Annotated in this window: 25 protein-coding genes and 1 pseudogene; 5 read left to right on the top strand and 21 right to left on the bottom strand. The window is 71.8% G+C overall.

The features are described from left to right. Positions 1-57: 57 nt before the first annotated feature. From AC3EUV_RS23665 to AC3EUV_RS23625, 9 genes and pseudogenes are all read right to left on the bottom strand, one after another. A pseudogene (locus AC3EUV_RS23665) lies at positions 58-900 on the bottom strand (ABC transporter permease subunit); the annotation flags it as partial. Then, positions 897-1,850, bottom strand: coding sequence for an ABC transporter permease (locus tag AC3EUV_RS23660; RefSeq protein WP_432142498.1), 954 nt, complete (start codon positions 1,848-1,850; stop codon positions 897-899). The pseudogene AC3EUV_RS23665 and the gene AC3EUV_RS23660, both read right to left, overlap by 4 nt. Further along, complete coding sequence (locus AC3EUV_RS23655; RefSeq protein WP_435603838.1) at positions 1,847-3,433, bottom strand: ABC transporter substrate-binding protein; 1,587 nt, start codon at positions 3,431-3,433, stop codon at positions 1,847-1,849. The genes AC3EUV_RS23660 and AC3EUV_RS23655 overlap by 4 nt, the downstream gene beginning before the upstream one ends. A 48-nt stretch (positions 3,434-3,481) precedes the next feature. After that, complete coding sequence (locus AC3EUV_RS23650) at positions 3,482-4,273, bottom strand: class I SAM-dependent DNA methyltransferase (RefSeq protein ID WP_432142496.1); 792 nt, start codon at positions 4,271-4,273, stop codon at positions 3,482-3,484. 19 nt (positions 4,274-4,292) lie between these two features. Beyond that, positions 4,293-5,579 carry an MFS transporter gene (locus AC3EUV_RS23645; protein WP_432142495.1) on the bottom strand — a complete coding sequence of 429 codons (1,287 nt, stop codon included), beginning with the start codon at positions 5,577-5,579 and terminating at the stop codon, positions 4,293-4,295. Then, positions 5,576-6,706 carry a mandelate racemase/muconate lactonizing enzyme family protein gene (locus AC3EUV_RS23640; RefSeq protein ID WP_432142494.1) on the bottom strand — a complete coding sequence of 377 codons (1,131 nt, stop codon included), beginning with the start codon at positions 6,704-6,706 and terminating at the stop codon, positions 5,576-5,578. Before AC3EUV_RS23640 ends, AC3EUV_RS23645 begins: the two co-directional genes overlap by 4 nt. Then, positions 6,703-7,842 carry a PLP-dependent cysteine synthase family protein gene (locus AC3EUV_RS23635; RefSeq protein ID WP_435603837.1) on the bottom strand — a complete coding sequence of 380 codons (1,140 nt, stop codon included), beginning with the start codon at positions 7,840-7,842 and terminating at the stop codon, positions 6,703-6,705. The genes AC3EUV_RS23640 and AC3EUV_RS23635 overlap by 4 nt, the downstream gene beginning before the upstream one ends. Further along, positions 7,839-8,690, bottom strand: coding sequence for a Rossmann-like domain-containing protein (locus AC3EUV_RS23630; RefSeq protein ID WP_435603836.1), 852 nt, complete (start codon positions 8,688-8,690; stop codon positions 7,839-7,841). The genes AC3EUV_RS23635 and AC3EUV_RS23630 overlap by 4 nt, the downstream gene beginning before the upstream one ends. Next, the gene (locus AC3EUV_RS23625; RefSeq protein WP_435603863.1) at positions 8,687-9,943 is read right to left on the bottom strand and encodes an ATP-grasp domain-containing protein; all 1,257 of its coding nucleotides are present in this window, start codon (positions 9,941-9,943) and stop codon (positions 8,687-8,689) included. Before AC3EUV_RS23625 ends, AC3EUV_RS23630 begins: the two co-directional genes overlap by 4 nt. A 165-nt stretch (positions 9,944-10,108) precedes the next feature. Here AC3EUV_RS23625 and AC3EUV_RS23620 point away from each other — a divergent pair, with 165 nt between their 5' ends. Further along, a complete protein-coding gene (locus tag AC3EUV_RS23620; RefSeq protein ID WP_435603835.1) occupies positions 10,109-11,596 on the top strand; it encodes an alpha/beta hydrolase in 1,488 nt (495 codons plus the stop codon). A 173-nt stretch (positions 11,597-11,769) separates the two neighbouring features. Here the strand turns inward: AC3EUV_RS23620 and AC3EUV_RS23615 are convergent, their stop codons facing one another. Continuing rightward, the gene (locus AC3EUV_RS23615; RefSeq protein WP_435603834.1) at positions 11,770-12,591 is read right to left on the bottom strand and encodes a LysR family substrate-binding domain-containing protein; all 822 of its coding nucleotides are present in this window, start codon (positions 12,589-12,591) and stop codon (positions 11,770-11,772) included. A 58-nt stretch (positions 12,592-12,649) separates the two neighbouring features. Here AC3EUV_RS23615 and AC3EUV_RS23610 point away from each other — a divergent pair, with 58 nt between their 5' ends. Then, on the top strand, positions 12,650-13,033 hold the full coding sequence (locus AC3EUV_RS23610) for a DUF5997 family protein (protein WP_432142489.1): 384 nt from the start codon (positions 12,650-12,652) through the stop codon (positions 13,031-13,033). A gap of 144 nt (positions 13,034-13,177) precedes the next feature. Here AC3EUV_RS23610 and AC3EUV_RS23605 read toward each other — a convergent pair whose 3' ends face one another. The 5 genes from AC3EUV_RS23605 to AC3EUV_RS23585 all read right to left on the bottom strand — a co-directional run bounded on the left by AC3EUV_RS23605 (position 13,178) and on the right by AC3EUV_RS23585 (position 16,291). Then, on the bottom strand, positions 13,178-13,798 hold the full coding sequence (locus AC3EUV_RS23605; protein ID WP_387233521.1) for an L-threonylcarbamoyladenylate synthase: 621 nt from the start codon (positions 13,796-13,798) through the stop codon (positions 13,178-13,180). Between the two features lie 105 nt (positions 13,799-13,903). After that, entirely contained in the window at positions 13,904-14,824 is a 921-nt protein-coding gene (locus tag AC3EUV_RS23600) for an aminoglycoside phosphotransferase family protein (RefSeq protein ID WP_435603833.1), read from the bottom strand. Between the two features lie 57 nt (positions 14,825-14,881). Beyond that, the gene (locus tag AC3EUV_RS23595) at positions 14,882-15,742 is read right to left on the bottom strand and encodes a class I SAM-dependent methyltransferase (protein WP_435603832.1); all 861 of its coding nucleotides are present in this window, start codon (positions 15,740-15,742) and stop codon (positions 14,882-14,884) included. 26 nt (positions 15,743-15,768) lie between these two features. After that, entirely contained in the window at positions 15,769-16,113 is a 345-nt protein-coding gene (locus AC3EUV_RS23590) for a VOC family protein (protein ID WP_432142486.1), read from the bottom strand. 1 nt (position 16,114) lies between these two features. Continuing rightward, the gene (locus AC3EUV_RS23585; protein WP_435603831.1) at positions 16,115-16,291 is read right to left on the bottom strand and encodes a ribbon-helix-helix domain-containing protein; all 177 of its coding nucleotides are present in this window, start codon (positions 16,289-16,291) and stop codon (positions 16,115-16,117) included. A 40-nt stretch (positions 16,292-16,331) separates the two neighbouring features. Between AC3EUV_RS23585 and AC3EUV_RS23580 the strand changes: the two genes are divergently transcribed. After that, a complete protein-coding gene (locus tag AC3EUV_RS23580; protein WP_435603830.1) occupies positions 16,332-16,727 on the top strand; it encodes a hypothetical protein in 396 nt (131 codons plus the stop codon). A gap of 37 nt (positions 16,728-16,764) precedes the next feature. On the opposite strand, the gene AC3EUV_RS23575 is transcribed toward AC3EUV_RS23580, so the two are convergent. From AC3EUV_RS23575 to AC3EUV_RS23565, 3 genes are read right to left on the bottom strand one after another with little or no spacing between them, the layout of a single operon-like run. Beyond that, on the bottom strand, positions 16,765-17,976 hold the full coding sequence (locus tag AC3EUV_RS23575) for a cytochrome P450 (protein ID WP_435603829.1): 1,212 nt from the start codon (positions 17,974-17,976) through the stop codon (positions 16,765-16,767). Between the two features lie 43 nt (positions 17,977-18,019). Then, a complete protein-coding gene (locus AC3EUV_RS23570) occupies positions 18,020-19,384 on the bottom strand; it encodes an NAD(P)/FAD-dependent oxidoreductase (RefSeq protein ID WP_435603828.1) in 1,365 nt (454 codons plus the stop codon). Further along, positions 19,374-19,583: a ferredoxin gene (locus AC3EUV_RS23565; protein ID WP_432142482.1), complete on the bottom strand. Its 210-nt coding sequence runs from the start codon at positions 19,581-19,583 to the stop codon at positions 19,374-19,376. The genes AC3EUV_RS23570 and AC3EUV_RS23565 overlap by 11 nt, the downstream gene beginning before the upstream one ends. A 648-nt stretch (positions 19,584-20,231) precedes the next feature. On the opposite strand from AC3EUV_RS23565, the gene AC3EUV_RS23560 reads away from it, so the two are divergent. Further along, a complete protein-coding gene (locus AC3EUV_RS23560) occupies positions 20,232-20,837 on the top strand; it encodes a hypothetical protein (protein ID WP_435603827.1) in 606 nt (201 codons plus the stop codon). Positions 20,838-21,351: 514 nt separating this feature from the next. Beyond that, entirely contained in the window at positions 21,352-22,014 is a 663-nt protein-coding gene (gene gntA / locus AC3EUV_RS23555; RefSeq protein ID WP_432142480.1) for a guanitoxin biosynthesis heme-dependent pre-guanitoxin N-hydroxylase GntA, read from the top strand. A gap of 151 nt (positions 22,015-22,165) precedes the next feature. On the opposite strand, the gene AC3EUV_RS23550 is transcribed toward gntA, so the two are convergent. The 3 genes from AC3EUV_RS23550 to AC3EUV_RS23540 all read right to left on the bottom strand — a co-directional run bounded on the left by AC3EUV_RS23550 (position 22,166) and on the right by AC3EUV_RS23540 (position 24,543). Next, positions 22,166-22,807 carry a DUF2238 domain-containing protein gene (locus AC3EUV_RS23550; protein WP_435603826.1) on the bottom strand — a complete coding sequence of 214 codons (642 nt, stop codon included), beginning with the start codon at positions 22,805-22,807 and terminating at the stop codon, positions 22,166-22,168. A gap of 245 nt (positions 22,808-23,052) precedes the next feature. After that, positions 23,053-23,355 carry a hypothetical protein gene (locus AC3EUV_RS23545; RefSeq protein ID WP_432142478.1) on the bottom strand — a complete coding sequence of 101 codons (303 nt, stop codon included), beginning with the start codon at positions 23,353-23,355 and terminating at the stop codon, positions 23,053-23,055. Positions 23,356-23,505: 150 nt separating this feature from the next. Continuing rightward, a complete protein-coding gene (locus tag AC3EUV_RS23540) occupies positions 23,506-24,543 on the bottom strand; it encodes an MFS transporter (RefSeq protein WP_435603825.1) in 1,038 nt (345 codons plus the stop codon). Positions 24,544-24,564 lie beyond the last annotated feature (21 nt).

The following is a 24,564-nucleotide window of genomic DNA, read 5'->3' as shown; positions in this document are numbered from 1 at the left end:
ACCGACCGGTGCGAGCCTCCGGCCACGACGGTCCCGCCCCGGCCTGCGGTCGCGTCCGGGCCTACGGTCGCGTCCGGGCGTGCGGTCCCGCCCCGGCCTACGGTCGCGCCGGGTCAGGGCGGCGTCGAAGAGCAGGTTGGTGCCCATGGTCAACGCCATGATCAGGACGGCGGGGAGCACGACGGCCCAGGGCTGGATGAACATGCCCGTCCGGTTGCGGTCGACCATCACCGCCCAGTCGGCGGCGTCCGGTTCGGCGCCGACGCCGAGGAAGGCGGCCGTGGCGACCAGGTAGAGCACACCGGTCAGCCGGACCCCGGCGTCGGCGGCGAGGGTGCGCAGGGCCGACCGGCCGACATAGCCGAGGGCCGTCCGCCACCAGGTCTCGCCCTGCATCCGCAGTGCCTCGACCGCGGGCCGGGCAGCCGCTTCGGCGGTGGCGGCCCGGACCGCTCGCACGGCGTCGGGGATGTTGACCAGTGCCACCAGCAGCGCCAGACCGCCGGCATCGGGCGTCAGGACCGCCGCCACCAGCAGCAGGAACAGCAGCGACGGCACGGCGAGCAGCACATCCAGCGGCCGCATCAGCAGCTCTTCCAGCCAACCGCGGTGGGTCAGCGCGGCAATGAGGCCCAGCGGGATCGCTACCGCGTAGGCCAGCGCGGTCGCCGCGAGGGCGGTCAGGAGCACCGGGCGGCCGCCGAGCAGTACCTGCCGCCAGACGTCCCGGCCGACGAAGTCGGTGCCGGCCCAGTGCCCGCCGCCGAGGGTGAAGGAGGCGGCCCGTGGTCCCGGCTCCCCGGCGAACAGCGGTCCGAGCAGGGCGAGCAGCAGCGGGACGGTGATGATCAGCAGGGCGAGGGTGAAGCGACGCGGGCCGGGGGCCGTACGGGGATTCATGCCGTCACCCCCGTTCGGGGCACCAGGCGGTAAGTGGCAAGGTCCGCGCCGAGGTTGAGGACGACGGCGGTGCAGCCGAAGACGACGGCCAGGCCCTGGATGACGGGGACATCGCGTTCCGCGACGGCATTCATCAGGACCGTTCCGAGTCCGGGGATCACGAAGAGGGCCTCCACGACGATGACACCGCACAGCAGCCAGTCGACCGTGCGGGCGAGCTGCTGGGCGGCGGGCGCAAGGGCGTTGGGGAGGGCATGCGCATAGCGAAGCCGCGCGCCGGGGATGCCGTAGCGGCGGGCCTGCGCGACGTACGGCGAGGCCAGCGCCTCGATCATGCCGGCGCGGACCAGCCGCGCCAGTGAACACACCGGCCGGGACAGCAGCACCACTACGGGCAGCACCAGCGCCGCGGGGTGGGCCAGCAGATCGTCGCCGTAGCCGACGGCGGTCGGTGGCAGCCAGCCCAGGCGCAGTGCGAAGGCCGTCACCAGCAGCACCCCGAAGGCGAACTCCGGTACCGCGTACACCCCCAGGGTCACCGAGCTGATGAGGCGGTCCACGAGCCGTCCTTCGTGGCGGGCGGCCAGTACGCCGAGGCCGCCGGCCAGCGGCACCAGCAGGAGCAGGGTGACCGCGGCGAGCAGCAGGGTCGGGCCGAAGCCGTCGGCGAGGTAGGAGCTGACCGGGCGGCCCGAGGCCAGCGAGGTGCCGAGGTCGCCGTGCAGCAGCCCGGCCGTCCAGGCCGCGAGGCGTTCGTGGGCGGGCCGGTCGAGGTGCAGGGTCTCCCGGATGGCCGCGATCCGCCCGGGGTCGGGCTGGTCACCGGCGAGCACCACCGCGGCGTCGCCGGGCAGCGCCTCGGTGAGGGCGAAGACGAGCAGTACGACGGCGGCGGTCTGTCCGGCACCGAGCAGCAGCCGCCGGACCAGCCACGACCGCAGACCGGTCACGCGAGCCACACCTTGTCGAAGCGGGCCCAGTCGAGCGTGTTGGCGGGGGCCCGGTGCGCCACGCCGCGGACCGTACGGGCGGTGCCCAGGATCCAGTCGGCGAAGCCCCAGACCAGGAAGCCGCCCTCGGCGTACAGCCGGCGCTGCATGCGGGTGTACACGGCGGCCCGGTCCTTCTTGTTCCTGGTGGACTGGGCCTGCTGGTAGAGCGCGTCGAAGTCCTTGTGGTGCCACTTGGTGGCGTTGGTGGTGGAGCCGGACAGCAGGCGCTGGGAGAAGTGCGATTCGATGGGCATCGCGCCGGAGCGGTAGCAGCACAGCGTTCCGGAGTCGAGGGTGTCCTGCCAGTAGCTGTCCTTGCTGCCCATCGCCACCTTCACCCGCACTCCGGCCTTGGCGGCCTGGTCGCGGAAGATGGCGGCGGACTCGGTGAACCCGGCGGCGACGGGCGAGGTGTCGAGGGTGACCCGCAGCCCGTCGGCGCCGGCCTTCTTCAGCAGGTGGCGGGCCCGGTCGAGGTCCTGCTCGCGCTGCGGCAGACCGTCGGCGTAGTACTCGTAGCCCTTGCCGAACAGGTCGTTGCCGATCTCGCCGGCGCCGGAGAGCGCGCCGTCGACCAGTTCCCTGCGGTCGGTGAGGAGGAAGAACGCCTCGCGTACCCGCTTGTCGTCGAACGGCGGGCGGTCGGTCTTCATCGCGAATGCCTGCATCGCGCTGTTGCGCAGCCGGACGATCTCGATCTGTCCCTTGCCCTCGTGGGCGCGGGCGGTCGTCGGGGTCAGCTCGTGGGCGTATTCGACCTGGCCGCCCAGGAGGGAGTTGAGGCGTGCGGACTCCTCGTTGGCGACCAGGAATTCCAGCTGGTCCAGGTAGGGCGCGCCGTCCCAGTAGTCGTCGTTGCGCCGGAAGACGGCGGAGCGTCCGGGCGTGAAGGAGACGAAGCGGAACGGGCCGCTGCCGACCGGCTTCGTGTCGAAGTCCGTCGCGCCGTCGGGGACGATAGAGGCGCCGAACGCGGCCAGGAGGTTGGGGAAATCGGCGGTCGGGCGCTTCAGTACGAACTCGACGGTGCGCGCGTCGGCGGCCCGGCTCGCCTTGAGGTCGAGGGGCTCCAGTGAGGCCTTGGCCCGGAACGCCTTCTTGGGGTCGGCGATACGCCGGAAGCTGTAGAGGACATCGCGGGCGGTGACCGGTTTGCCGTTGTGGAAGGTCGCCTTGCGCAGCCGCACCGTCCAGCGGTCCAGGGCGGCGTTCGGCTCCCAGGAGGCGGCCAGCCGCGGCTCGGCGGCGAGATCGGCGCCGAAGTCGGCGAGCTTGTCGAAGAGGGCCTTGGCGCGGGCGGCGTCGGCGAAGAGGTTGGCCAGATGCGGGTCGAGGGTCTCGCTCGCGCCGCCGCCCGCGAAGGCGGCGCGCAGCTTTCCGCCGCGCCGGGGCGTGCCGCCCCCCTCGGCGGCGCCCCCGCTGGGGCCCGTGCAGCCGGCGAGGGCGAGTGCGCCGAGGCCGGCCGCCCCGCCGGCCGCGGCGAGGAAGCCGCGGCGGCGCAGACCGGGGAGGCGTGGGTCGTGGACGGGGCCTTCGTACATGGCGGTTTCCTTGCTGTGCGCGGGTGGGTGGCGGAGGTCGGGCGGGCGTCAGTCGTGCCGGGTCAGCCGGGCGACGAGGTGCAGCCGGTCTCCGTCGGCGGATGTGCCGGGGGCGGCGCCCTCGTGCCAGGCCGGGTCGGTGCGCGGCCCCGGCCCGTCGTGCAGGTCGAGGACCTCGAAGCCGTGCGCGACGAGGGCGTACCGCAGCTCCTGGGGGAAGAGCAGTCGCCATGCGGAGCGCTGCGCATGGGGCGGGGAGCCGTCGGCGGCGGTCCAGATACGGGTGCGGCGCAGGAGTTGGGCGGCGCGGTCGACGGACAGCGTGGTGGTGGAGGTGTAGGTGGTGCCGCGCCAGGTGAAGTCGTGGACGGCCGGGGCGTCGAGCAGTTCCGTGCGGCCGAGGAAGAAGGCACCGTTGCGCATCTCGGCCACGAGCAGCCCGCCGGGGGTGAGGCCACGCCGGCAGGAGGTGAGGAAGCCGTCGAGTTCGGCGTTGGTGTGGCAGTAGAGCAGGGCGCTGTCCAGGCAGACGACGGCGTCGAAGGGGCCTTGGTGGAGGGCGAAGTCGCGCAGGTCGGCGTGGACGTAGTCCGGTCCGGGGTGATGGGTGCGAGCATGGGCCAGCATCGCGGCGGAGAGGTCCGCGCCGACGACAGTGCGACCCGCACGGTGCAGATACGCGGCGTCGCGTCCGGTGCCGCAGCCGAGGTCCAGCACGCGGCTGCCCGCGCGGTGCCGGCGCAGGCAGTCCTCGGCCCAGCGGCCGGCGAGCCGTTCGGTGTCGGGGAAGCGGGCCTCGTAGAGCTCCGGGTTGTCGGTCAGCAGGTTTTCGGGGTGCATGTCCGATTCCATGGTGTGGTCAGGTCTTTGCCGTCGTCGTGGGCGCGGCGGTGGCCGGGGCCGGGTCGGTGGCGTGCTCCGGCAGGCCGCGCAGCCGGTGCAGCCAGGCGACACCCGCCGCGGAGACCAGGCCGAAGGCCAGGCAGCACGCCCACGGCAGCCACTGCGTACGGGTGTGCTCGCCGGTGTCCATGGCCCAGCCGACGACGGTGTTGCCCAGCGCCGCAGCGATACCGGAGACCACGTAGAACAGTCCGAAGTAGGTGCCGGTGAGTTCGGCGCGGCCGAAGGCGGGGATCAGCTCCAGCACGAACGGCTGGGCGACCATGACGCCGAGGTAGAGCAGCAGCGCCCCGGCCAGTACGGGCAGTGCGCGCAGCACGGCGTCGCCCGGGCCGCCGGACGGCGCCCCCAGACCTGCGACGGCCATCGGCGGGACGAAGGCGAGCCCCATCAGGCCGAGGCCGGCACTGATCCACCGTGCCCGGTTCCCGCGCTCCTTCAGGGCGCGGGTGATCCGCATCTGGAGCGAGAGGTTGGCGACGGTGCCGATGAGGAAGACCAGACCGGCCGCGCCGTCCCAGCCGGTGGCCCGCCGGGCGCCGTCCGGCAGCAGCAGATACAGCTGGTTCTGCATGGTGAACATGCCGACCATGGCCAGGGCGAAGGCCAGGAAGACGCGGTTGCCGAGGACTTCGCGCCAGTCACCGAGGACGCTGTTGGTCGCGGGGGCGACCTCTGAGGCGGGCAGCACGACGGTCTGGGCGACGGTGAGCAGGGCGAAGATGGCGGCGGCGGTGAGCGCGGAAACCCGGAAGTCGACCAGCAGCAGGACGCTGCCGAGCAGTGGCCCGATCAGGGCGCCGGTGGTCGCGAAGACATTGAAGAGGGCGAACGCCTCGGCCTTGCGCGGGCCCGCCTCCTGTGCGAGGTAGGCCCGTACGGCGGGGTTGAACAGCGCGCCGGCCAGTCCGCTGAGCACGGAGGCGGCGATGAGGACGGTCAGGCCGTCGCCGAGCGCGAAGAGGCCGAAGCCGACGGTCCGCAGCGCGCAGCCGGCGATGATGACGCGGCGCGCGCCCAGCCGGTCGGAGGCCGAGCCGCCGATGAGGAACAGGCCCTGCTGGCTCAGGTTGCGGACGCCGAGGATGATGCCGACGACCGCGGCGGACATGCCCAGGTCTTCGCCGAGGTGCACCGCGAGGTACGGAATGAGCAGATAGAAGCCGGTGTTGACGCCGAGCTGATTGATCAGCAGCAGGCGGATGGCGAGCGGGAAGCGGCGCATCTCGTGCCAGGTCTTCACTGTGCCGCCTCCTCGTCAGGGGCCGGCACCGGCGCGTCCTGGCCGCCTGTCTCCCGGCCGGCCGGCTCCTCGCCCGGTGGTGCTGCGCCGTGGACCGGCCGTACGCCCAGGCCCGGTTCGCGTCCGGCGCGTACGGTGCCGTCGGTGCCGCCGATGCCGGTCCAGGGGTCGTGGGCGAGCAGCAAGTGGCCGTCCAGGTCCGTCCATCGGGCCCGGTCGGCGAGGTGGACGGCCGGGGCGAGACCGAGGGTGCTGGCGGTGAGACAGCCCAGCATCAGCGCGGTGCCGCTGTCGGCCAGCAGATCGGCGATGCGCAAAGCCGCGGTGACCCCACCGCACTTGGCGAGCTTGACGTTGATGCCGTGCACCCGCCCGGCCAGCCGCCGGGCGTCCTCCAAGCCGACCGCGTCCTCGTCGGCGATCACGGGCAGCGGCGAGCGCGCGGCGAGTGCGGCCAGCGCCTCCGGGTCGCCGGGGGCGAGCGGCTGCTCCACCGCCTCGATGCCGAGACCGGCGTAGCGGGGCAGCAGGGAGTCGGCCAGGGCCGGGCTCCAGGCGCCGTTGGGGTCGAGCAGCAGCCGGGCGTGCGGAGCGACGTTGCGTACCGCCAGGACGCGGTCGAGGTCGTCCTCGGGGTCCGGGGCACCGGCCTTGATCTTGAGGACGGAGAAGCCGCGGCGGGTCAGCCGGCGTGCCTGTTCCGCGGCCGCCCGGTACGAGGTGATGCCGATGGTGCGGGCGGTGGCGGCGTAGGGCGCTTCCGGCGCGCCGAGCAGCCGGTGCACGGGGACGCCGGCGCGTTTCCCGACCAGATCGAGCAGGGCGGACTCCACGGCCGCGGTCACCGCCGGGGGCGTGCCGGGCGCGGGCAGTGCGCCCGCGCGCAGGGCGTCGAGGGCGCTCTCGGGGGTGGCGCAGCGGGCGAGTTCCCGCCCTGCCTCGTGCAGCAGCCGGCCGAGGCGGGCGGCGTCCAGGCCGTAGTACGTGCTGGTGACGGCTTCTCCGTAGCCGCGGGTGCCGTGGTGCTCGACGGCGAGCCATACGGCGTCGCGGGCCGCCATCGTGGAGCGGGAGATCCGCAGCGGCTCGGTGAGTTCGAGTCGTACGGTGCGCTGGCTGACCTTCACGGGGCTTCTTCCCAGGTGGTGGGGCGGGAGTTGTGGTGCGTAGGGGCGGGCGGGCGTCCGCTGCCCGCGCCTGGGGGCACGAGCGGGTCGGTGACCGTCCCGCACCGGGTCCATCCGGTCGCCTCCGCGGCCGTCGGATGCGGGATCTCGACCGGGCGGGTGGCGGCGGTGGCCAGGTCCAGGCCGTGGGCGGCGGCGAAGTCGTCGTCGAAGACGCTGTTGAGGTAGCGCTGCGGGCCGTCGGGGAAGACGGTGGCGACGACGGTTCCGGGGTGCACCCGCGCGGCCCATGCGGAGACCAGGGCGACCGCGCCGGTGCTCCAGCCGCCGCTGACGAAGTTGCCGGTGGCGAGCCTGCGGCAGGCGTCGGCGGACTCGGCCGGGCCGACCCAGTGCACTTCGTCGAAGGCGTCATAGGCGACATTGCGGGGGTGGATGCTGCTGCCGAGGCCCCGCATCAGCCGGGCCCGGGCGGGCTGGCCGAAGATCGTCGAGCCGGTGGCGTCCACCCCGATCAGGCGCAGCCGCGGCCAGTGCCGGCGCAGCGGGCCGACCACGCCCGCGCTGTGGCCTCCGGTGCCGACGCTGCACACCAGGACGTCGAGGTGGTCGAGTTCGGCTGCCATCTCGGCGGCGAGGGAGGCGTAACCGGCGACATTATCGGGGTTGTTGTACTGGTCGGGCCAGTACGCGCCGGGCAACTCGGCGAGCAGCTGCCGCAGCCGGGCGAGCCGGGCAGCCTGCCAGCCGCCCTCGGCCGCCGGCCGGTCGACGAGTTCGAGCCGGACCCCGTGGGTCCGCAGCAGCCGACGCATGGCCGGCTCCAGCTCGGTGTCGCCGACCAGCACCACCGGATGGCCGAGTGCCTGGCCCGCGAAGGCCAGACCGATGCCGAGGGTGCCGGAGGTGGACTCCACGACGGGGGCGCCGGGCCGTAGTTGGCCCCCCTCGCGGGCGCCGAGCAGCATGGACACCGCGGCCCGTGCCTTCATGCCGCCCGCGCCGAGCCCTTCGAGCTTGGCCCAGAATCCGGGGTGCGGGCAGGGCAGGTCGGCGGTGATCCGGGCGAGCGGTGTGCGGCCGAGCAGGCCGAGGAGCTCGCGGTTACCGGTGGGATGCCGGACGGCCGTGGTCACCGGGCGGCTCCGGGTGCGTCGGCGCGATAGCGGTGGAGGGTGCCCGGCCCGCCGTCGAGCCAGAAGAACGGGTACGGCTCCGCACATACGGCGCTCACCCCGGAGCCGAGGAACCGCGGCAGCACCGCACTGCCCGTCTGGGCGAACATCACCAGCGGCTTGCCGTGGCGCAGGGCGTGCTCCCGCAGCGCTTCGAAGCTGCCGTTGCCGAGCGTCATCCCGGAGGCGAGCACCGCGTCACAGTGCGCCAACTCGGCGAGCGCATCGGTGCGGACCGGCTCGCCCCACTCCGTCGTGCCCCCCTTGAGATCGCAGGGCACATACGACAGCCCGCGCGCACGGAGCGCCTCCAGCAGCGAGTTGACCACGCCGACCACGAGCACCCGGGCGCCCGGCGCGGCGTCGACCAGCCCCACGACGGCCCGTGCCCTGGCCCGGGACTTCCGCAGGGACGACCCGGCCGGCAGCGACCAGGGCCGGGCGCCGTGCGCGGGGGTGTGCGGGAGTACGTGCATCAGATAGGTGTCGAGGGCGGCCACCCGCACCGGGCGCAGTTCGTGCGCCATCAGGCGGGCCAGGTCCGCGCCGACGCAGTCCTCGATCGCGGCGTCCGGCAGCTCACCGGGCTCCACCGCGCACGAGCCGACCGCGCCGGCCAGCCGCAGGCTCAGCACTTCGTTGCGGTAGCCGCCGCTGCGGCCCTCATGGCGTACGGCCTGCCGGGTGCTGAAGGCGACGGCGACCCGCTGGGTGCGCGGGTCGGGCCCGAAGTCACCGCCGAGGACACGGGCCACGAGCCCGTCGTACGAAGCGGCCGCGGCGGGCAGATGGGTGGTGGGCGTGGTCATCGGTTCACCACCCGCGGGCGCAGCCCGGACAGCACGGCGTCGACGCACCGGCGGGCGTCCGGGCCCTCGGCATCGCCGGCCATGACATGTCCCAGGTACTCGTTGTTGCTGCCGGCCGCCCGGACCGCCGTCCCGGGCTCGGCGAGCCGGAGTTCGAGCACTCCGGGCGCCGTGCGCGCGAGGTCCGCGCCGTCGATCTCCTCCAGTACCCCGGTGGCATCCGGAACGAGGAAGCCGATGGCGGCACTGCGCAGCCCGGTGTCACGTATACGCAGGTCAGGCCGCTTCCCCAGGGCCAGCTCCACCGCGGCGGCGGCGATGTCGACACCGGTGACATGGCGGATCAGTTCGGTGATGCGGTTGCCCGCGGGGCGGGGGTTGACCTCGATCAGACGCGGTCCGTCGGGCGTCAGCTTGAGCTCCGTGTGCGCCACGACGCCGTCGAGTCCGAGTGCCTCAATGGCCTGCCGGGCGGTCTCCCCGGCCGCTGCCGTATCGGCCGCCGGAAGCGCCGCGGGGAACATATGGCCGGTCTCGATGAAGGCCGGTGCCCCGCCGACGCTCTTGTCGGTCACCCCGACCACCTGGGTGCTCCCGTCGAACGTCACGGTCTCGACGCTGACTTCGGGACCGTGCAGCAGCTCTTCGAGGAGGACCACGGGCGCCCGGCGCTGGCCGCGGGCGTTGACGGGGAAGCCCTCGACGGCGCGGTAGGCGCGGACCAGCTCCGCCTCGTCGTCGACGCGCCGTACGAACATCCCCGCGCACAGGTCGACGGGCTTGAGCACCAGCGGATAGCCGATCTCCGCCGCGGCGGCGGCCGCCTCGGACCGGTCCGCGCAGACCGCGAAGCGCGGCCCGGGGAGCCCGGCGGCGGCGAGGGTGTGCCGGGTCGTGTCCTTGCGGCAGGCGTGCTCGACCGCCTCGGGCGCCGGGCCGGGCAGCCCGAGCCGGCCGGCGATCCGCGCGACGGCCGGGAGGTAGTAGTCGCAGGAGGTGATCACCCCGTCGAAGCCGAACGCGGCGTGCAGCCGCTCGGCGTACGGCAGCAGCGTGTCGAGGTCGTTGGTGTCGGCGGTCAGTACATGGCGGGCGCCGAGCAGCGGGTGAGCGGTGCCCTCGGGTGCGGAGCGCAGGTAGTGGTGCAGGTCGCGGGTGAGAAAGCTGAACTCGTGTCCGCCCTCCCGGATCGCCCGGGGGAGCAGCCTGCTCATCGCTCCGACCCAGCTCTCGACCATCAGCAGATGAGCCACGGTGTCCCTTCTTCGCAGCGTCGTACGGGCGTTGTTGCGGCGGTACTTGAGGAAGCGGCGGCCCCTTGGTGAGGGCCGCTCGCTTGACCGAGCCACACTGTAAACGATAATCATTTTCATCACCAACCTCTGCGGCACCCCGCCGCACTCCCGAATGCGAGACCAGTGATTCCTGCCGTACGCCGCACCGGCCTGCTGTGCGCCCTCACGGCCACCGCCGCCCTGCTCCCGGCCGCCCCCGCTCCCGCCGCTCCCCCACCACCGGCGCTCCGCTTCGGCGCCTGCCCGGACTCCATACCGACGCCGCCCGCGCCCGAGCAGGTGGAGTGCGGCCGGCTGCGCGTCCCCCTGGACCGCAGCCACCCGCACGGCAAGCACCTCGACATCGCGGTATCCCGTGTCCGCGCCACCGGCCCGGCCGCCGAGCGGCGGGGCGTCCTGCTGGTCAACCCGGGAGGGCCCGGCGGATCCGGCCTCCCCTACGCGGTGACCAAGCGCGCCAAACTGCCGGAGCAGGTGCGGCGTTCGTACGACGTGATCGGCTTCGACCCGCGCGGCACCGGTGCGAGCGCACCCGCGGACTGCGGTCCGATGGGCGGCCTCTTCGACAGCCCGGGGCCGGAACCGGTACCCGCGGGGCGGACGGCCGAGCGGGCCTACCTCGACGGACTGCGGCGGACCGCCGACGACTGCGCCCGGCACCTCAAGGACGCCCTGCCCCATCTGTCGACCACCGAGACCGCCCGGGACATGGACGCCCTGCGCGAGGCCCTCGGTGAGCGCCGGATCGGCTACCTCGGCGTCTCCTACGGCAGCTACCTCGGGGCCGCCTACGCCGCGCAATTCCCGCAGCGGGTGGGCCGGATGGTGCTGGACAGCGTCGTCGGCCCCGAGGAGTGGTACGACTTCGATCTTCTTCAGAGCCGGGCCATGGTGCGCCAACGGGCGGTGTTCTTCGCCTGGGCGGCCCGGCACCAGGAACGCTTCGGGCTCGGTGCCGACGCAGCGGCGGTACGGGCCGCGTACCAGCGGGTGCGGGACGGTCTCGCCGAGCGCCCCGTGGACGGCTTCGGCGCGGCGGAGTTCGACCGCGCCGTCTACCGAGCGCTGGGCCGCACCGAACGCTGGGCAGGTCTCGCCGACGGCCTGCGGACCTACCTGCGCGACGGCACCACCGGCCCGCTGCGCCCGGCAGAGCCCTTCGACGGCCCCGCGTCACGTACGTACGAAGCCGCCAACCGCACGGTCAAATGCGCGGACGGACCGGCGCCCTCACCTGCCCGCGTCCTCGCCGACATCCGGCGGCTGCGGCGCCTCGACCCGCAGCCGGTGCTGACCGGTATGGAGACCTCGGTGTGCGCGTACTGGCACCACCGGCCCGCGCACGGTACGCCGCTCGGCAGCCCCGCGGCGCCACCGGTCCTGCTGATCGCTTCCGAGCACGACCCCGTCACCCCCATCGAAGGCGCCCGGGCCCTACAGCGGCGACTGCCCGGCTCCCGTCTGGTCTCCCTCCACGACGACTACTCCCACGGGGTGTTCGCCAGCCGGGGCAACGGCTGTGTGGACGAGACGGCCGCGGCCTATCTGACCGACGGCACCGTGCCGCACGCCGATGTGCACTGCACGGGGCCCGGACTGCCCACGCCCTGAGCCGAGTTGCACGAGGGAGGATGGTGCCGGCCGCCCGGCCCGCACGACATCGGCCGGGCCGGCACCGTCCCCTCCTCGGCGTTCACCCGCCCCCGCCGTATGTCCGTAGGGAGTTGGCCCCTCAAGGGCACCCGCAATCGACCAAGCCCCGCACGCTCCGCGCGGCGCCGGAGCTACGGCCGGCGGCGAGGTTTGCCGCGCCGGCCGCCCTTGGGTCCGCCGGAACCGCCCGAACCACCCGAAGCGCTCCGGGAACCCTTGCCGCCCGACTTGCCCACCGGCTTGCCCGCCGCCTTGCCCCCTGGCTTGCCTCCTGCGGGCTTCCGCCGGGCGCCGCCCGCCTCGGGGCGCTTGCCCTTCGGCTGCGCCGGGGCCGGGGCCTGCGCGCGGCCCCGGGTGCTGTTCACGGTGCGCCCGCGGACGATGCCGATGAAGTCCTCCACCAGGTCGGTGGTCTCCTCCTGCGGCCACGACAGCGCGACACGCGACGCGGGGGCGTCCGAGAGCGGCCGGTAGGTGAGGTCCTTGCGGTGGTGCAGACGGGCGAGTGACTGCGGGACCACGAGGAGTCCCACCCCTGCCGCCACCAGCTCGATGGCGTCCGCCGTCGTGGCGGGACGCTCCTTCGCGGGCACTCCCGGCCGCCGCTCCCAGTCGAGGGTCTCGTCGAGCGGGTGCAGCACGATCTCCTCGGCCAGGTCCTCCGCGGCCACCTCGTCGACCGCCGTCACCAGGTGATCCTTCGGGACCACGACGACGGTCGTCTCGGTGTAGAGGGGAATCGCGGCGAGATCCGTCCCGTCGACCGGCAGCCGCAGGAAACCCGCGTCGGCGCCGCCGTCCCGCAACAGCGCACAGGCTTCGGTGGCGGGCACCGGGATCAGGGTCAGGGGGACGTCGGGCAGTCGCTCGTTCCAGATCCGCACCCATTTCGTGGGCGTCACTCCCGGGACATACGCGAGCCGGAACGACGGGGATGCTTCCGAGCTTGTCACGCCGCCAGGTTACCGGTCGTGGTCGGAGGTAGCGCACATGCTCGATACCCTTGACAGCATGAAGTCGCACCAGACCCCTCAGACGATGAAGCCCGCGACCGCGGCGAAGAAGCTGGGGGTGTACCTCGAGGCCACCCCCGCCGAATTCCAGGAGGGTGTCGTCTCGCGCACCGAGCTGAACACACTCCAGACCGATCCGCCCGAGTGGCTGGTGGAACTGCGCCGCAACGGCCCGCACCCCCGGCCGGTGGTCGCCGCCAAGCTCGGCGTCTCCATCTCCGGTCTCGCGCGTGGCGGTGTCACCGAAGCACTCACCACGGAGCAGATCGAGGCGCTGAAGAAGGAAAGCCCCGAGTGGCTGGAGCGGGAGCGCGCCACGCAGGCCGAGGTCCGTAAGGAAGCGGTCCGGATCAAGGAGAAGAACGCGGAGCGAGGCGAGTAGCCCCGTACCCCGCGCTCCTGATCTCTGCCCCGCAACGATGCCGAACGCGGGCGGGCGGGTACGAACCCGCCCGCCCCGTCTCGGTGGGCGGCGAACTCCACCGGTAGCCGGCCGTCACGACCGCGACACCCTCAGCGAGAACGGCTACTCGAACCGCGAGGCGTCGCCCGCCCCTCGTCGGACGATCTCGGCGCCGCCGCCGGAGAAGTCGATGACCGTGGTCGGCTCGGTGCCACAGTCGCCCGAGTCGATCACGGCGTCCACGACGTGGTCGAGTCGCTCCTTGATCTCCCACCCCTGCGTCATCGGCTCCTCCTCGTCGGGCAGGAGCAGGGTGCTGGAGAGCAGTGGCTCACCGAGGTCGGCGAGCAGCGCCTGGGTGACGACATGGTCCGGGATGCGGACGCCGACCGTCTTCTTCTTCGGATGCAGCAGCTGGCGCGGCACCTCCTTCGTCGCGGGAAGGATGAAGGTGTAGCTGCCGGGAGTGGCTGCCTTGATCGCGCGGAACACATCATTGTCGATGTGCACGAACTGCCCCAGCTGCGAGAAGTTCTGGCACACGAGGGTGAAGTGGTGCCGGTCGTCGAGGTTGCGGATCGACCTGATCCGGTCGATGCCGCTGCGACTGCCCAGCTGGCATCCCAGCGCGAAGCAGGAGTCCGTCGGGTATGCGATGAGCGCGCCGGAGCGGATGCTGTCGGCCACATTGCTGATGGTGCGCCGCTGAGGATTCTCGGGGTGTACGTCGAAATACTTCGCCATCCGTCGAGCCTACGTGATCAGGACTCCCGCACCCGGACGGCCGGAACGGCGACGCCGGCCGAAGGGAGCGGGGAGAGCGTCCCCGCGGCGCGACGGCAACCCCGCTCACCGGCCGAGCAGCAGCCGCGCGATCGCGAGCTGCTCCTGCTCCAGCTCGTCCTCCCCGTCCTCGATGTTCCACAGCAGGTTCTGCAAGGCCCGCCCCAGCGTCCATGCGACCGCCCGCTGCCGGTCGAGGCCCAGCACCTCGGTCATCAGGTCGAAGCGGTAGCGCACCTCGGACGGGTCGAAGTCATCGGCGAGCGCGGGCATCAGCTCGAAGCCCGGGTCGCCGGCCAGCGGCTTGGGGTCGATGGCGAGCCAGGGCTCCCGGTCCGCGGCAAGGATGTTGTCGTAGTGCAGATCCCAGTGGAGCAGCCGGTCACCGGGTTCATCGACGACCTCTCGCACGGCCGCCGCACAGCTCTTCAGGAGCGCCCGCTCGGCCGGGTCGGCGACCGCACGCACGGCGTCCGGCACCGTGTCGAGCATCTCCCGCGCGACGTCGCCCAGCTGCCGCAGACCGGCGGGTGCCGGCACGGCACAGAGCCTGGCCAGCAGCTCGGCGAGGATCCGGATGGCCTGGCGGGAGTCATCGAGGGTCGACAAGTGGCGCTTCTCATCGAGGCGTTCGAGCAGCAGCGTGTTGGTGCCCGCATCATGCTCCAGCAGCCGTACGACGCCCTCACCGTCCCAGACCCGCAGCGCGACCGGCTCCCCCGCACTCTCCTCGTCGAGCAACTGCATCTTCAGCGCCGCAGGCGTCCCGTCACTCCGCTCCACCGGCAGGACCAGCGCCGCCATCCCACACATCGAGGGCCCGGTCGGCTTCAGATCCCAACACTCCAGGAACTCCGCGGCCCGCCCCGGCAACGCGGCAATGAAGTCACGACCCGCCACACCGTTGATCCTGGTCTGGGTGGCAACGAGCTCTTCCGGGATGTCGATCACGCTGTCGATCCTAGGGACGCACCCAGGCCGGCGCATAGGGAATATTTGCCGTGCGGTGAGCGGTGAATCCCCTCCCCGGGCATGGACGAGCGGTCAGGTGGTGGCCAGCAGCAGGTCCTCTCCGCTGGACGGGCGCAGGCCGTCGGTGCGGTCGGCGAAGTAGCGCTCGGCGAGCGCCGGTCCCGGCACGTGCCGGGCGTCTTCGAAGCCGGCTTCGCGGGCCAGTGCCAGCATCTCGGGTGGGGTGTAGAAGCTGAGGAACGGCGTTCCGGATGCCTGTGCGCCCGCCTGGCTCGCCCGGAGGCCGGGGCGGTCGGCTTCGGCGACAAGTTCGGTCGGCAGCAGGAAGCTCATGGCGAGCGTCGAGCCGGGTGCGAGTCCGGCGATCTGGCGCAGGGTGGCCGCGGTGGCCTCTTTGGTGAGGTACATGGTGACCCCGGTGGAGACGATGACCGCCGGCCGGCCGGCATCGAACCCGGCCGCGGTCAGCTGCTCCAGCCAGTCCTCACTCGCCTCGAAGTCGACCGGCACCAGGTGCAGCCAGTCGGGGATGCCATATCCGAGTGCGGCCAGGCGGTGGCGCTTCCATGCCTGGGTGGCGGGCTGGTCGACCTCGAAGACCCGCAGTCGGGCGGCGACCTCCGGCCTGCGCTGGGCAAAGGTGTCCAGGCCGGCTCCCAGGATGACGTACTGGGTGATGCCGCGGTCTGCCTGCTCGGCCATCAGGTCCTCGATGAAACGAGCACGGGCCACCATGGCCGCCCGGAATCCCCTGGTGGCCTGCGGGTCCATGTCGGGGCGGCTGCGCCAGTCGGCGCCGGGGGCGGCCAGCTGGAGGCCGATCTCGTCCTTGAGCACATGCGGTGGCGGGTCGGCCTGAACGTGCAGTGCCCGCCAGAGGGCGGTCCGCAGCGCGGTGTTGTCCGGCGCCGCCTCGGTCTGCTCACCTGCCATGATGTCCCCTTCCCTTGCCTACGCGGTCAGTTGCCGGCGGGAGCTTGGAGGCTCCACAGTCGCCCGTCGGGGTCACGGACGGTCATCTCCTGGGTCCCGTAATGGGTTTCCTCGAACGGCGTGACCACCTCGACGGCAGGGTCGGGGCGGAACGCGGCCGCGTCCGGTACCTTCAGCACGATCTGCGTCTCGGGTTCCCGGTCCTGAGGGACCTCGGCGATGAAGACGTAGGGGCCGTCGCCATTGCGGAGCCGGCCGGAGTTGTGGTCGGTCGAGAACTCCAGCTCGTAGCCGAGCGACTGGAAGAACTTCGCCGCCTTGCCCCAGTTGTGGGTCGTCAGGAACACGGCCTCTATTCCTTCGGTCGCCATGTCAGGTCCCCTTCTCCGTCGATTGCCGTTGCCCGTCGGTGTCGTCGAGGTAGGCCCGCAGCGCGTCAGCGACCAGCGCCGACAGCGACATGCCCGACTCGATGGCGCGGTACTTGACCTGCTTGATCAGGCCGATCGGCAGGTAGACGTTGAACTGCTTGACTTCCTCATCACTCACGAGCGCGATGCTAGCATCCTAGCAAGCTAGATCGCGGGCCATGGCGTGGCGCGTGAACATCACCTACGTGGTGGCCGATCCCGAATCAATCCTGATGGGCGAGTACGCCCGGAGCCTCGGCGAACCCGAACTCCCGCACCGCGCGGCCTCCTCGGCCCGGGAACTGCTGGCGGTGGCCCGGGGCTTCGACGCCGAGGGGCTGCCCGGCCGCATGGTCATCCGGGTCACCGGTCAGCTGCCGACGTGTTACCTGAGCCTGGTCGATCCCGATGCGGAGACCGGGCGCTGTCGTACGGCACCGTATCTGCCGGGTGTCCGGCGGGCCGACTCGCCCGTCCTCGACATCGCCCATGCCGCCCAGCGCGAACTGTTCGCGCGCCACGTGACCTACGCGCGCGCCGTCCTGGCCGACAGCCGCCCCCTGGACACTCCCTAAGGGCTGCCCCTTACTGCTTCCAGCTCCTACGGCACCCTCAGCCGTGCGCGACGAGCAGGTGCCGGGGCCCGCGCAACACCGGGCTGCGCCGGTACGGCGGCGGGTCCTCGGCCAGGCGGGGTGTGTCGAGGTGGTGGAGGAGTTCGTTCAGGGCGATCTGGGCCTCCAGGCGGGCGAGCGGGGCGCCGAAGCAGCTGTGGATGCCGCTGCCGAAGCCGAGGTGCTGGATGTCCTCGCGGAGCGGGTCGAAGCGGTCGGGGTCAGGGAACCGTTCGGCGTCACGATTGCCGGAGGCGAGCATCAGGATCAGCGGGGCGCCCTTGGGGACGGTGAGCCCGGCGACCTCGATGTCGGCCAACGGGGTGCGCTGCGGAAGCATCTGCACGGGTGGCTCGTAGCGCAGCAGTTCCTCCACTGCCCGGGGCATCAGGGTCGGGTCGCTGCGCAGACGTGCCAGCTGGTCGGGGTGGCGCAGCAGGGTGAGGACACCGTTGGTGATCAGGTTGACCGTGGTCTCATGGCCGGCGATCAGCAGCAGCACGGAGGTGGTCATGATCTCGAGCGGGGTGAGCCGGCCGTCGGGGTCGTCGCCACCGGCGAACGTGGAGAGCATGTCGTCGGACGGATGATCGCGGCGCTTCTCGGCGAGGTCTCCCAGATACAGCGCCATCGTCTTACGGGCTTCCGCGGCGGCGCGTTGGCGCTCCGCGGGGTCCTCCTTGGGATTGGGGTCGATGCCGGCGACAATCGCGTCCGACCACTCGCGGAACTGCGGCTCGTCCTCGATCGGTACGCCCAGCAGGCGGCAGATCACGGTGACGGGGAGCGGGTAGGCGAAGTCGTCGACGATGTCGATCCGTTCCCTGCCCTCCAGGCCGCCCAGCAGGTCCTTGACGATGCGGGTGATTTCGCCGTGCATGGCATGGATCCGGCCGGGCGTGTGGGGCGGGCCGAAGGAGCGCATCGCCAGGCTCCGCAGCCGGTGGTGTTCGGGGTCGTCGAGCCCGATGAAGGCGGGCGGGAGTCCGGCGTCGCCGGCCTCGGTCTCGTCCGGTGCGGTGCGGTTGCGGCGGTCCGAACTGACCCGTGGATCGTGGAGCAACGCTTCGATTTCGTGGTAGGTCCCGACCAGGTAGCTGCCGTCCTCCTGCCGCGCCACCCGGTGCTCGCGGAGTTCGGCGTAGAGCGGATAGGGGTCGGCGCGGTGGGCGTAGTCGGTGATCTGTTGGAACAAGGTGTCCGCAGCCATGCGCGGGGCTCCTCATCGCTGTCGCTGTGGAGTGGCGGTGGTCTCAGCGGGCCGGTTGCACCACCGTCAGACGTCGGTCCGGCAGATGACCGGTGAGGGCGACGGTCGGACCGTGCGAAAGCAGCTTCGGGTCCGGTACGTCGGAGGGGACGGGGTCCGGGGACTCCATCTGGTCGGCGGCTCCCGGCGCGGGCGGGAACGGCGCGGCCGTCTCGATCAGCCGCTGGTAGTACTCCAGTGACCTGGCCTGATTCACGCTGACGGCCGCCGTGACCCGCCCCCGGTAGCCGTAGACGGCGACCAGCCGGGCGTCCTTCAGCGAGCCCTGTGCGATGACCACCTGGTCGGAGAACGTGGGCACACCCACCGACTTGATGTTGAGGCCGAACTGGCTGGACCAGAAGGCCGGTACGGTCAGATGCGGGAGTCTGCGCGGCCCCGGATTGACCATGTTGTGGGCCGCCACCTCCGCCTGCGCGACCGCGTTGCCCCAGTGTTCCAGGGAGAGCAGCTGGTACTCGAAGAGCGGGTGCGGGAACCGGGCGACATCACCGGCGGCGAAGATGTCGTCGGTGACGATTCCGTACATGTCGAAGGCGCGGCATCCGGCGTCGCAGGTCACCCCGCGCGGGCCCGCGGCCAGCCCCGATTCGGCCAGCCATTCGGTGTTGCGGACCGCGCCCAGGGCGACCACGGCGATGTCGGCGTCGATCCGGGTGTCGTCGGAGAACTGGGCGCCGGTGAGCCGGCCGTTGCCCTCCAGGGCGGTGACCGTCACTCCGCAGCGCAGGTCGACACCGTGCGCGCGCTGCAATTTGGCGGCGAGCGCGCCCAGGGTGCCGCCGAGCGCGCCGACGAGGGGCGCCGGTCCCCGCTCCGCGACCGTCACCGCCAGACCGCGCTCCCGGCAGGCGGAGGCGATTTCCGAACCGGTGAAGCCGGCACCGATGACCAGGACCCGCTGCGGCCCGGCGTCCAGGCGTTCCGCGAGGCGGCGGGCATCGTCGCTGGTGCGCAGGGTGAACACCCCGTCCAAAGCGGCCTCGGCGGGGTGGGGCCAGGGCCGGGCGCGGGTTCCGGTGGCGATCAGCAGCCGGTCGAAGGGCACTTCCGCGCCATCGGCGAGCAGGACCCGCTTCTCGATCGGATCGAGTCCGGTGGCACGCACGCCGAGCTTCCACTGCGCGTCCAGCTCACGGCGCTGCGGTAGCCCGGTGTGGCCCGCGGGAACCTTCCCGAGCAGTACCTGCTTGGACAGCGGGGGCCGGTCGTAGGGGGGCTGCGGTTCCTCCCCGACCAGGGTCAGCGGGCCGGTGAAACCCTCCTCGCGGAGCCTCTCGGCGGCCCGTAGCCCCGTGAGCGAGGCACCGACGATGACGATCCGGCCGTCGCGTGGTTCATCGCGCACCGGAGCCCGCCTCCTCGCCCATGACGATGGCCTGCACCGGGCACGCCACCGCGGCCCGGCGCACCTGTTCCAGTTGCCCGTCCGGCACGACCGGGTGGTACAGCAGGGATTCCTCACCATGCATCGCGAACACCTCGGGGGCGAGGAACGCGCACTGCGCATAGCCCTGACAGCGATTGAGATCTACGACGACGTTCAATCCGAGCCACTCCTCCCACCTCCCACCGCCACACCCGTCGTCTCCGTCCTACTACCGGTGAGGGCTCGACGCAGATGATGCTCGGCTGTTCGAGGGTTTACCCGGGGTGAGCAGAAGTGCGGGGCGGTGCGGGCGCTGGGCAGCCCCTGCACTCCCGGAATTCCCGTTCAATGCCACGACCACGACATCAGACGCGGCCCGGCCGAGTCCCTCCGGAGCTGTCAAAAGCAAGGGCTCGCCATGGGGAGTTCACTTCACACCCACAGGTCATCTGTCGTCACAGCCGCAGGTCAGCGGGGCCGAAGTCGCGGTCCCCTCCCCCGGCGGACGGCTGCCGGGGCACCGATGAGTTGACGTCGGAAAGCCTCAAAGGAGTGACTTACGGACAGAGTTCAGTGCGCCGGTGCACGGTCCACGCGGCTGCGGGCGAGTCCCGTATGGCTCATTCACTGCTCATTTCTTGACTGACACAAGACACTTGCACGGTCCCCGAACTCACCGTGAGAGTAAGCCGGTTGAGCCGTGGAACCCGTCCCGTACGCCAGGTTCCCCACGATAAGGAGGTCCAACTCTGGGTTAATTGCCGGGAGAGGTGAGTAACATCCAGCCAACCGTAGATCGACCAGGCGATAGAGAGCAGGCTGTGTCATGTCAGACTCGGAATTCGCTGTGCAGGTAGCTGCCAAACTGGAGAGCATCGCGAAGGAGATCGACGAGCTCCAGAAGCTCAGGGTGAAGCTGGAGGACCTCCAGAAGCACCTCGGAACCGGTGCCCGGAAGCCGGCCGTCGCACCACAGTCGGCCGAGCCCGAACCCGCGGTGACGAAACCGGCGACGGTCCCCCCGGCACGGCGGGCGCAGGCCACCGCGTCGAAGGACAAGCCGGCGGCGAAGGCCCCGGCCAAGGCGGCGAAGAGCGCAAGCGCGAAGAAGAAGCCGCGGAAGGCCAAGGCGGCCCGGTCCACCGCGGGACGGCGGAGTGCCACCCGCGCCGACCGCGTCCTCGGACTCCTTGACGAGCAGCCGCGCACGGTCGCGGAGATGACGAAGCTGCTGACGCAGGAGCATCCCGAGCAGGCCGCACCGGAGACCGCCGTACGCAACACCCTGGAGACCTCGCTGGTCGCCAAGGGCCTCGCACACCGCAGCAAGCAGGGCCGGACCGTCTTCTACTCGCGCCCCGCGGCCGGTGCCGAAGCCCAGGGCACCGATGCGGCCGCCGCCGAGAAGGAGGCCGCGTCCACCCCTGCCTGACGGGTATGCCGTCCGGTGCTCGGCGACGCCGTCGGCCCCTGCCTCGTGGTGGGCCCCGCCGACGGTGCGCCGAGCCGGACCCCGTCCCTGGACGAGGTCCCGGCAGGAACAGGCCGGCCGTGCCGCGGGGGCGGTCACCGCAGTCGGATTCACAGCGCGGTCGGATTCACACCGCAGTCGGATTCACAGCGCGGTCGTGCGATCGGCCCCCTCGCCTGTAGAGTCGGGGCGCCCTGGTCCACCACGGCGATCAAGGTCCCGAGCTGCGGAAACGCGGCCGAACGACCCGCACTCGCCGAGCCGGAACGAGCCGTCCGGCGGGCCCGCGCGTGGTCGCGTCCCGAGGGGCCGCGGGTTATCGCAGCCGCAGTCCGGACGCTGTCGGTGAGGGCAGTCGCAGCGGGTGAATCGGTTGAGTCTTGACGAACCGGCCTCGCCCGATCTTGACTGCCAGGGTCCCACCCTGCCAGGGCCCCCACCAGGGGTATTGGCCTACTCACCGAAGGTCACAAACATGACGGTTGACGTCTCCGCCGCCACTGATGAAGTCGGGCAGTTCCTGCTCGGCGACTCCTTTGCTTGTCTGGCCGGCCGTTCAGCATGGCGACAGGGTGGCATCACCCATCGCCACTACACATGGTTCGGTGATGACACCGCGGCCGAGCAGATGGCGGCGGATCTGGAGTCCTATGTGGCGGCGGTGGACTGGGCCGCGAAACCCTTCACGAGCTTCGTGGCCACCTTCTCGGGTCCGCTGAACGTGTCGGAGATCGAGTTCGAGCAGCTGCTGTGGCAGCAGCTCCAGGCGGTGCACGACCACGACAGCCGTTCGCACTCCTGGGCCGAGGGCTATGACCGCGACCCGTCGTCGGGTGCCTTCGCGTACAGCGTCGCCGGGCACCCGTTCTTCGTGATCGGGCTGCACGAGACCCACAGCCGCGTCGGCCGCCGCCCGCCGTTCCCGATGCTCGCCTTCAACTCTCACCACCAGTTCGACCGGATAAAGGCGGCCGGCCTCTGGGACCGGCTGGCCGAGAAGATCCGCAAGCAGGACATCGAGCTTCAGGGCAGCATCAATCCCAATCTCCTGGAGTACGAGAAGCTCTCCGAGGCCCGGCGCTACTCGGGCCGTCCCAAGCCGGCCGACTGGGCCTGTCCCTTCTCCGCCCGGGGCTGAGCCCGCCGGCCTCAGCCGGGAGTCGCGCGCTGTGACGCGTATCCGCCGCCTGCCCGGGTCCTCGCTCCTGGGCGGCGGCGCCACGAAGACGGGTCTTGTCGCCCTCGCCATCGGCGGGGGCTGAGCACCCTCACCAGCGGCCCGGAGGCCGTCAGGCGGTCCGGGCCTCCCCGGTGCCCAGCCGGGCGAGCCGGCGGTCGTGGAGGCGACTCAGGAGCAGCAGCGAGACGATCGCTCCGAGGAGGGCGCAGGCCATGTCCCACTGGGTGTCCCACTTGTCCCCCTGAGTGGCGAGAAACGCATCGGCCGCGGAGCCGCCGGCCAGCGCCGCCCACCACTCGGTCATCTCGAAGAACGCGCTGAAGGCCAGGCAGGCGCACACGGTCAGCGGGGCCAGCCAGCCGCTGCCGCGCAAGGGGGAGGTCCGGACCAGGAGTTCGCGGACCAGGATGGCCGGCACAAAGCCCTGCATGAGGTGGCCGAAGCGGTCGTAGGGGTTACGGGAGAGGTCCAGCGCGTCCTGAAGCCAGTGCCCCGCCGGGACCTCGGCGTAGGTGTAGTGGCCGCCGACGATCAGGACCAGGGCGTGCGCGCCGAGCAGACAGCACAGGAGCGGGCTGAGCGAAAACCGCTTCCACACCGCGACCAGTACCGGCACGCCGAGGATCACCCAGCAGGTCTCCATGAGCCAGGTGGCGCGGTCGTGCGGCCGAAGGCCCGAGAGGGCCAGGGCGAGGAGCACCGCCACGAGCAGAACCGGCGGCAGGATGCGAGGAGCGGTCGTCGCCTTCATGGATGAGCCTCGGAAATGTCGGATACGGGACCGCCTCAGCGTCATGGCCGACGCGGGGCGCTGTCATGAGTGGCTCTACTCAGATCCGTGCCGGTGCGCCGGAGCAGCGGGTGCGGTCGCTCCGGCCCGTCGTCCGCAGCACAGCGCGGTGTGGGCCGGGCTCCCCTGCTGCCCGGCCCACACCGTTTTCAGCTGTCCCGGATCAGTCCTCGTACTCAGCCGGCCGCCCGAGGGCTGCCGGACTGCTACTCCACCGCGTAGGACAGCTTGTAGTGGGCGTCGTCTTCGGTGAACTCCAGCACGCCGCTGCCGCGCCGGACGGTGTGCTCGCCGAGGAAGTCGTCGTCATCGCCGCCGTAGTCGGCCTCGTAGATCTGGATCAGGGCCTTGCCGGTGAAGTTGACGTACTCGTCGATGGTGTCCGTGTCGCCCGCATCCATCGAATGGAAGTTGACCACGACGCCATCGACCTTGATGACGACGTCGTCGTGGAAGGTCCAGTCCTCCTGCTCGATGCACTTGATCTTCTTCAGGTGAAGTGTGGGCATGCCGCTCCCCAGTTGTGTTGCGTCTGGCCGATGCGGACTCCACGTTCCCGCCTCCCCCTCAACGATCAATAAACGGCAGGCAGGAGGCAGGGGGAGCGAGCGGAGGAGCGGCGGGACGCGGCTCGGGAGCAGGAGGCGCCGGGCTCGTGCTCAGGACGCCGGGGCGGTCAGCGGTGCCGTCTCCGCCCCGTTTACCGACCGCTCGGGCCGCCGTGCCCGGTCCCGTTCCGCCCAGTGCACCACCGCGCCCATCGCCAGCGCGGTCACCAGGAACAGCGCCCCCAGCAGGAGCCAGCCCGGCACCCCCCACGTGACCAGCAGCGAGGTGAGCAGCAGGGGGCCCAGTGTGCGTGCTCGGGTGGCGGTGCGCAGTCCCGTCACCCTCCGGGCCGTACGGACCTGGAAGGCCATGACGCCAAGGGTGTTGAGGACGAACAGTGCCGAGACCAGCCGGCTCGGCGCGTCCGTACGCGCCACGATCCAGAGCGGGATGGCGAGGCTGAGCAGCGGCATCCGCAGCAGCAGGACCGCGTTGAGGAAGGTCAGCACGGCGTACGGACGGTCCCGCAGCACCGCGAACCGCGGCTCGCCGCCCGTACGGCCCGGGACCGGGGCCACCGCGGGCAGCAGGAGCAGCACCGCCGTGCAGATCAGGAATCCCACCGCGTCCAGGGCGAAGACCGCGAGGTAGGCCCCTTGGGTGTCGTACTGGAGGGCCAGCCCGCCGAGGGCCGCGCCTAGGGCCAGCCCGGCGTTGAGCGTCGACTGGAGGTGGGCCAATACGCCGGTACGGGCCGCGCGGTCCACCAGCCCCGCGAGCAGCGCCTGGCGGGCCGCGGCCAGTCCGCACTGCGCGGTGGCGTAGAGGCACCCGACGAGGAGGAACGGCACGAAGGAGCGGATGAACAGGAACGAGGCGACGGCGATGCTGGTGGCGAGGGCGAGCAGCACCGCGGTGCCACGCGGCCCCCGGCGGTCGGCGAGCGCGCCCAGCGGCACTCCCGCGACCGAACCGACCGCCCATGCCAGGGTCAGCCCCAGGCCGATCTGGGTGGGTGAGAGGCCGATGACCCGGGTGAAGTAGAGCGCCGAGCAGACGTAAAAGGCGCCGTCGCCGACCGAGTTGCTGAGCTGCGCCGCGGCCAGGACGCGTGGTGCGCCGGCCGGCAGCAGGATCCGTAGGGACACAGGTCTCCCGGGTACGACGGC

This window comes from Streptomyces sp. bgisy130, assembly GCF_057708345.1.
The sequence above is the reverse complement of the archived record's forward strand: the minus strand, read 5'-3'. Positions and strand labels throughout refer to the sequence as shown.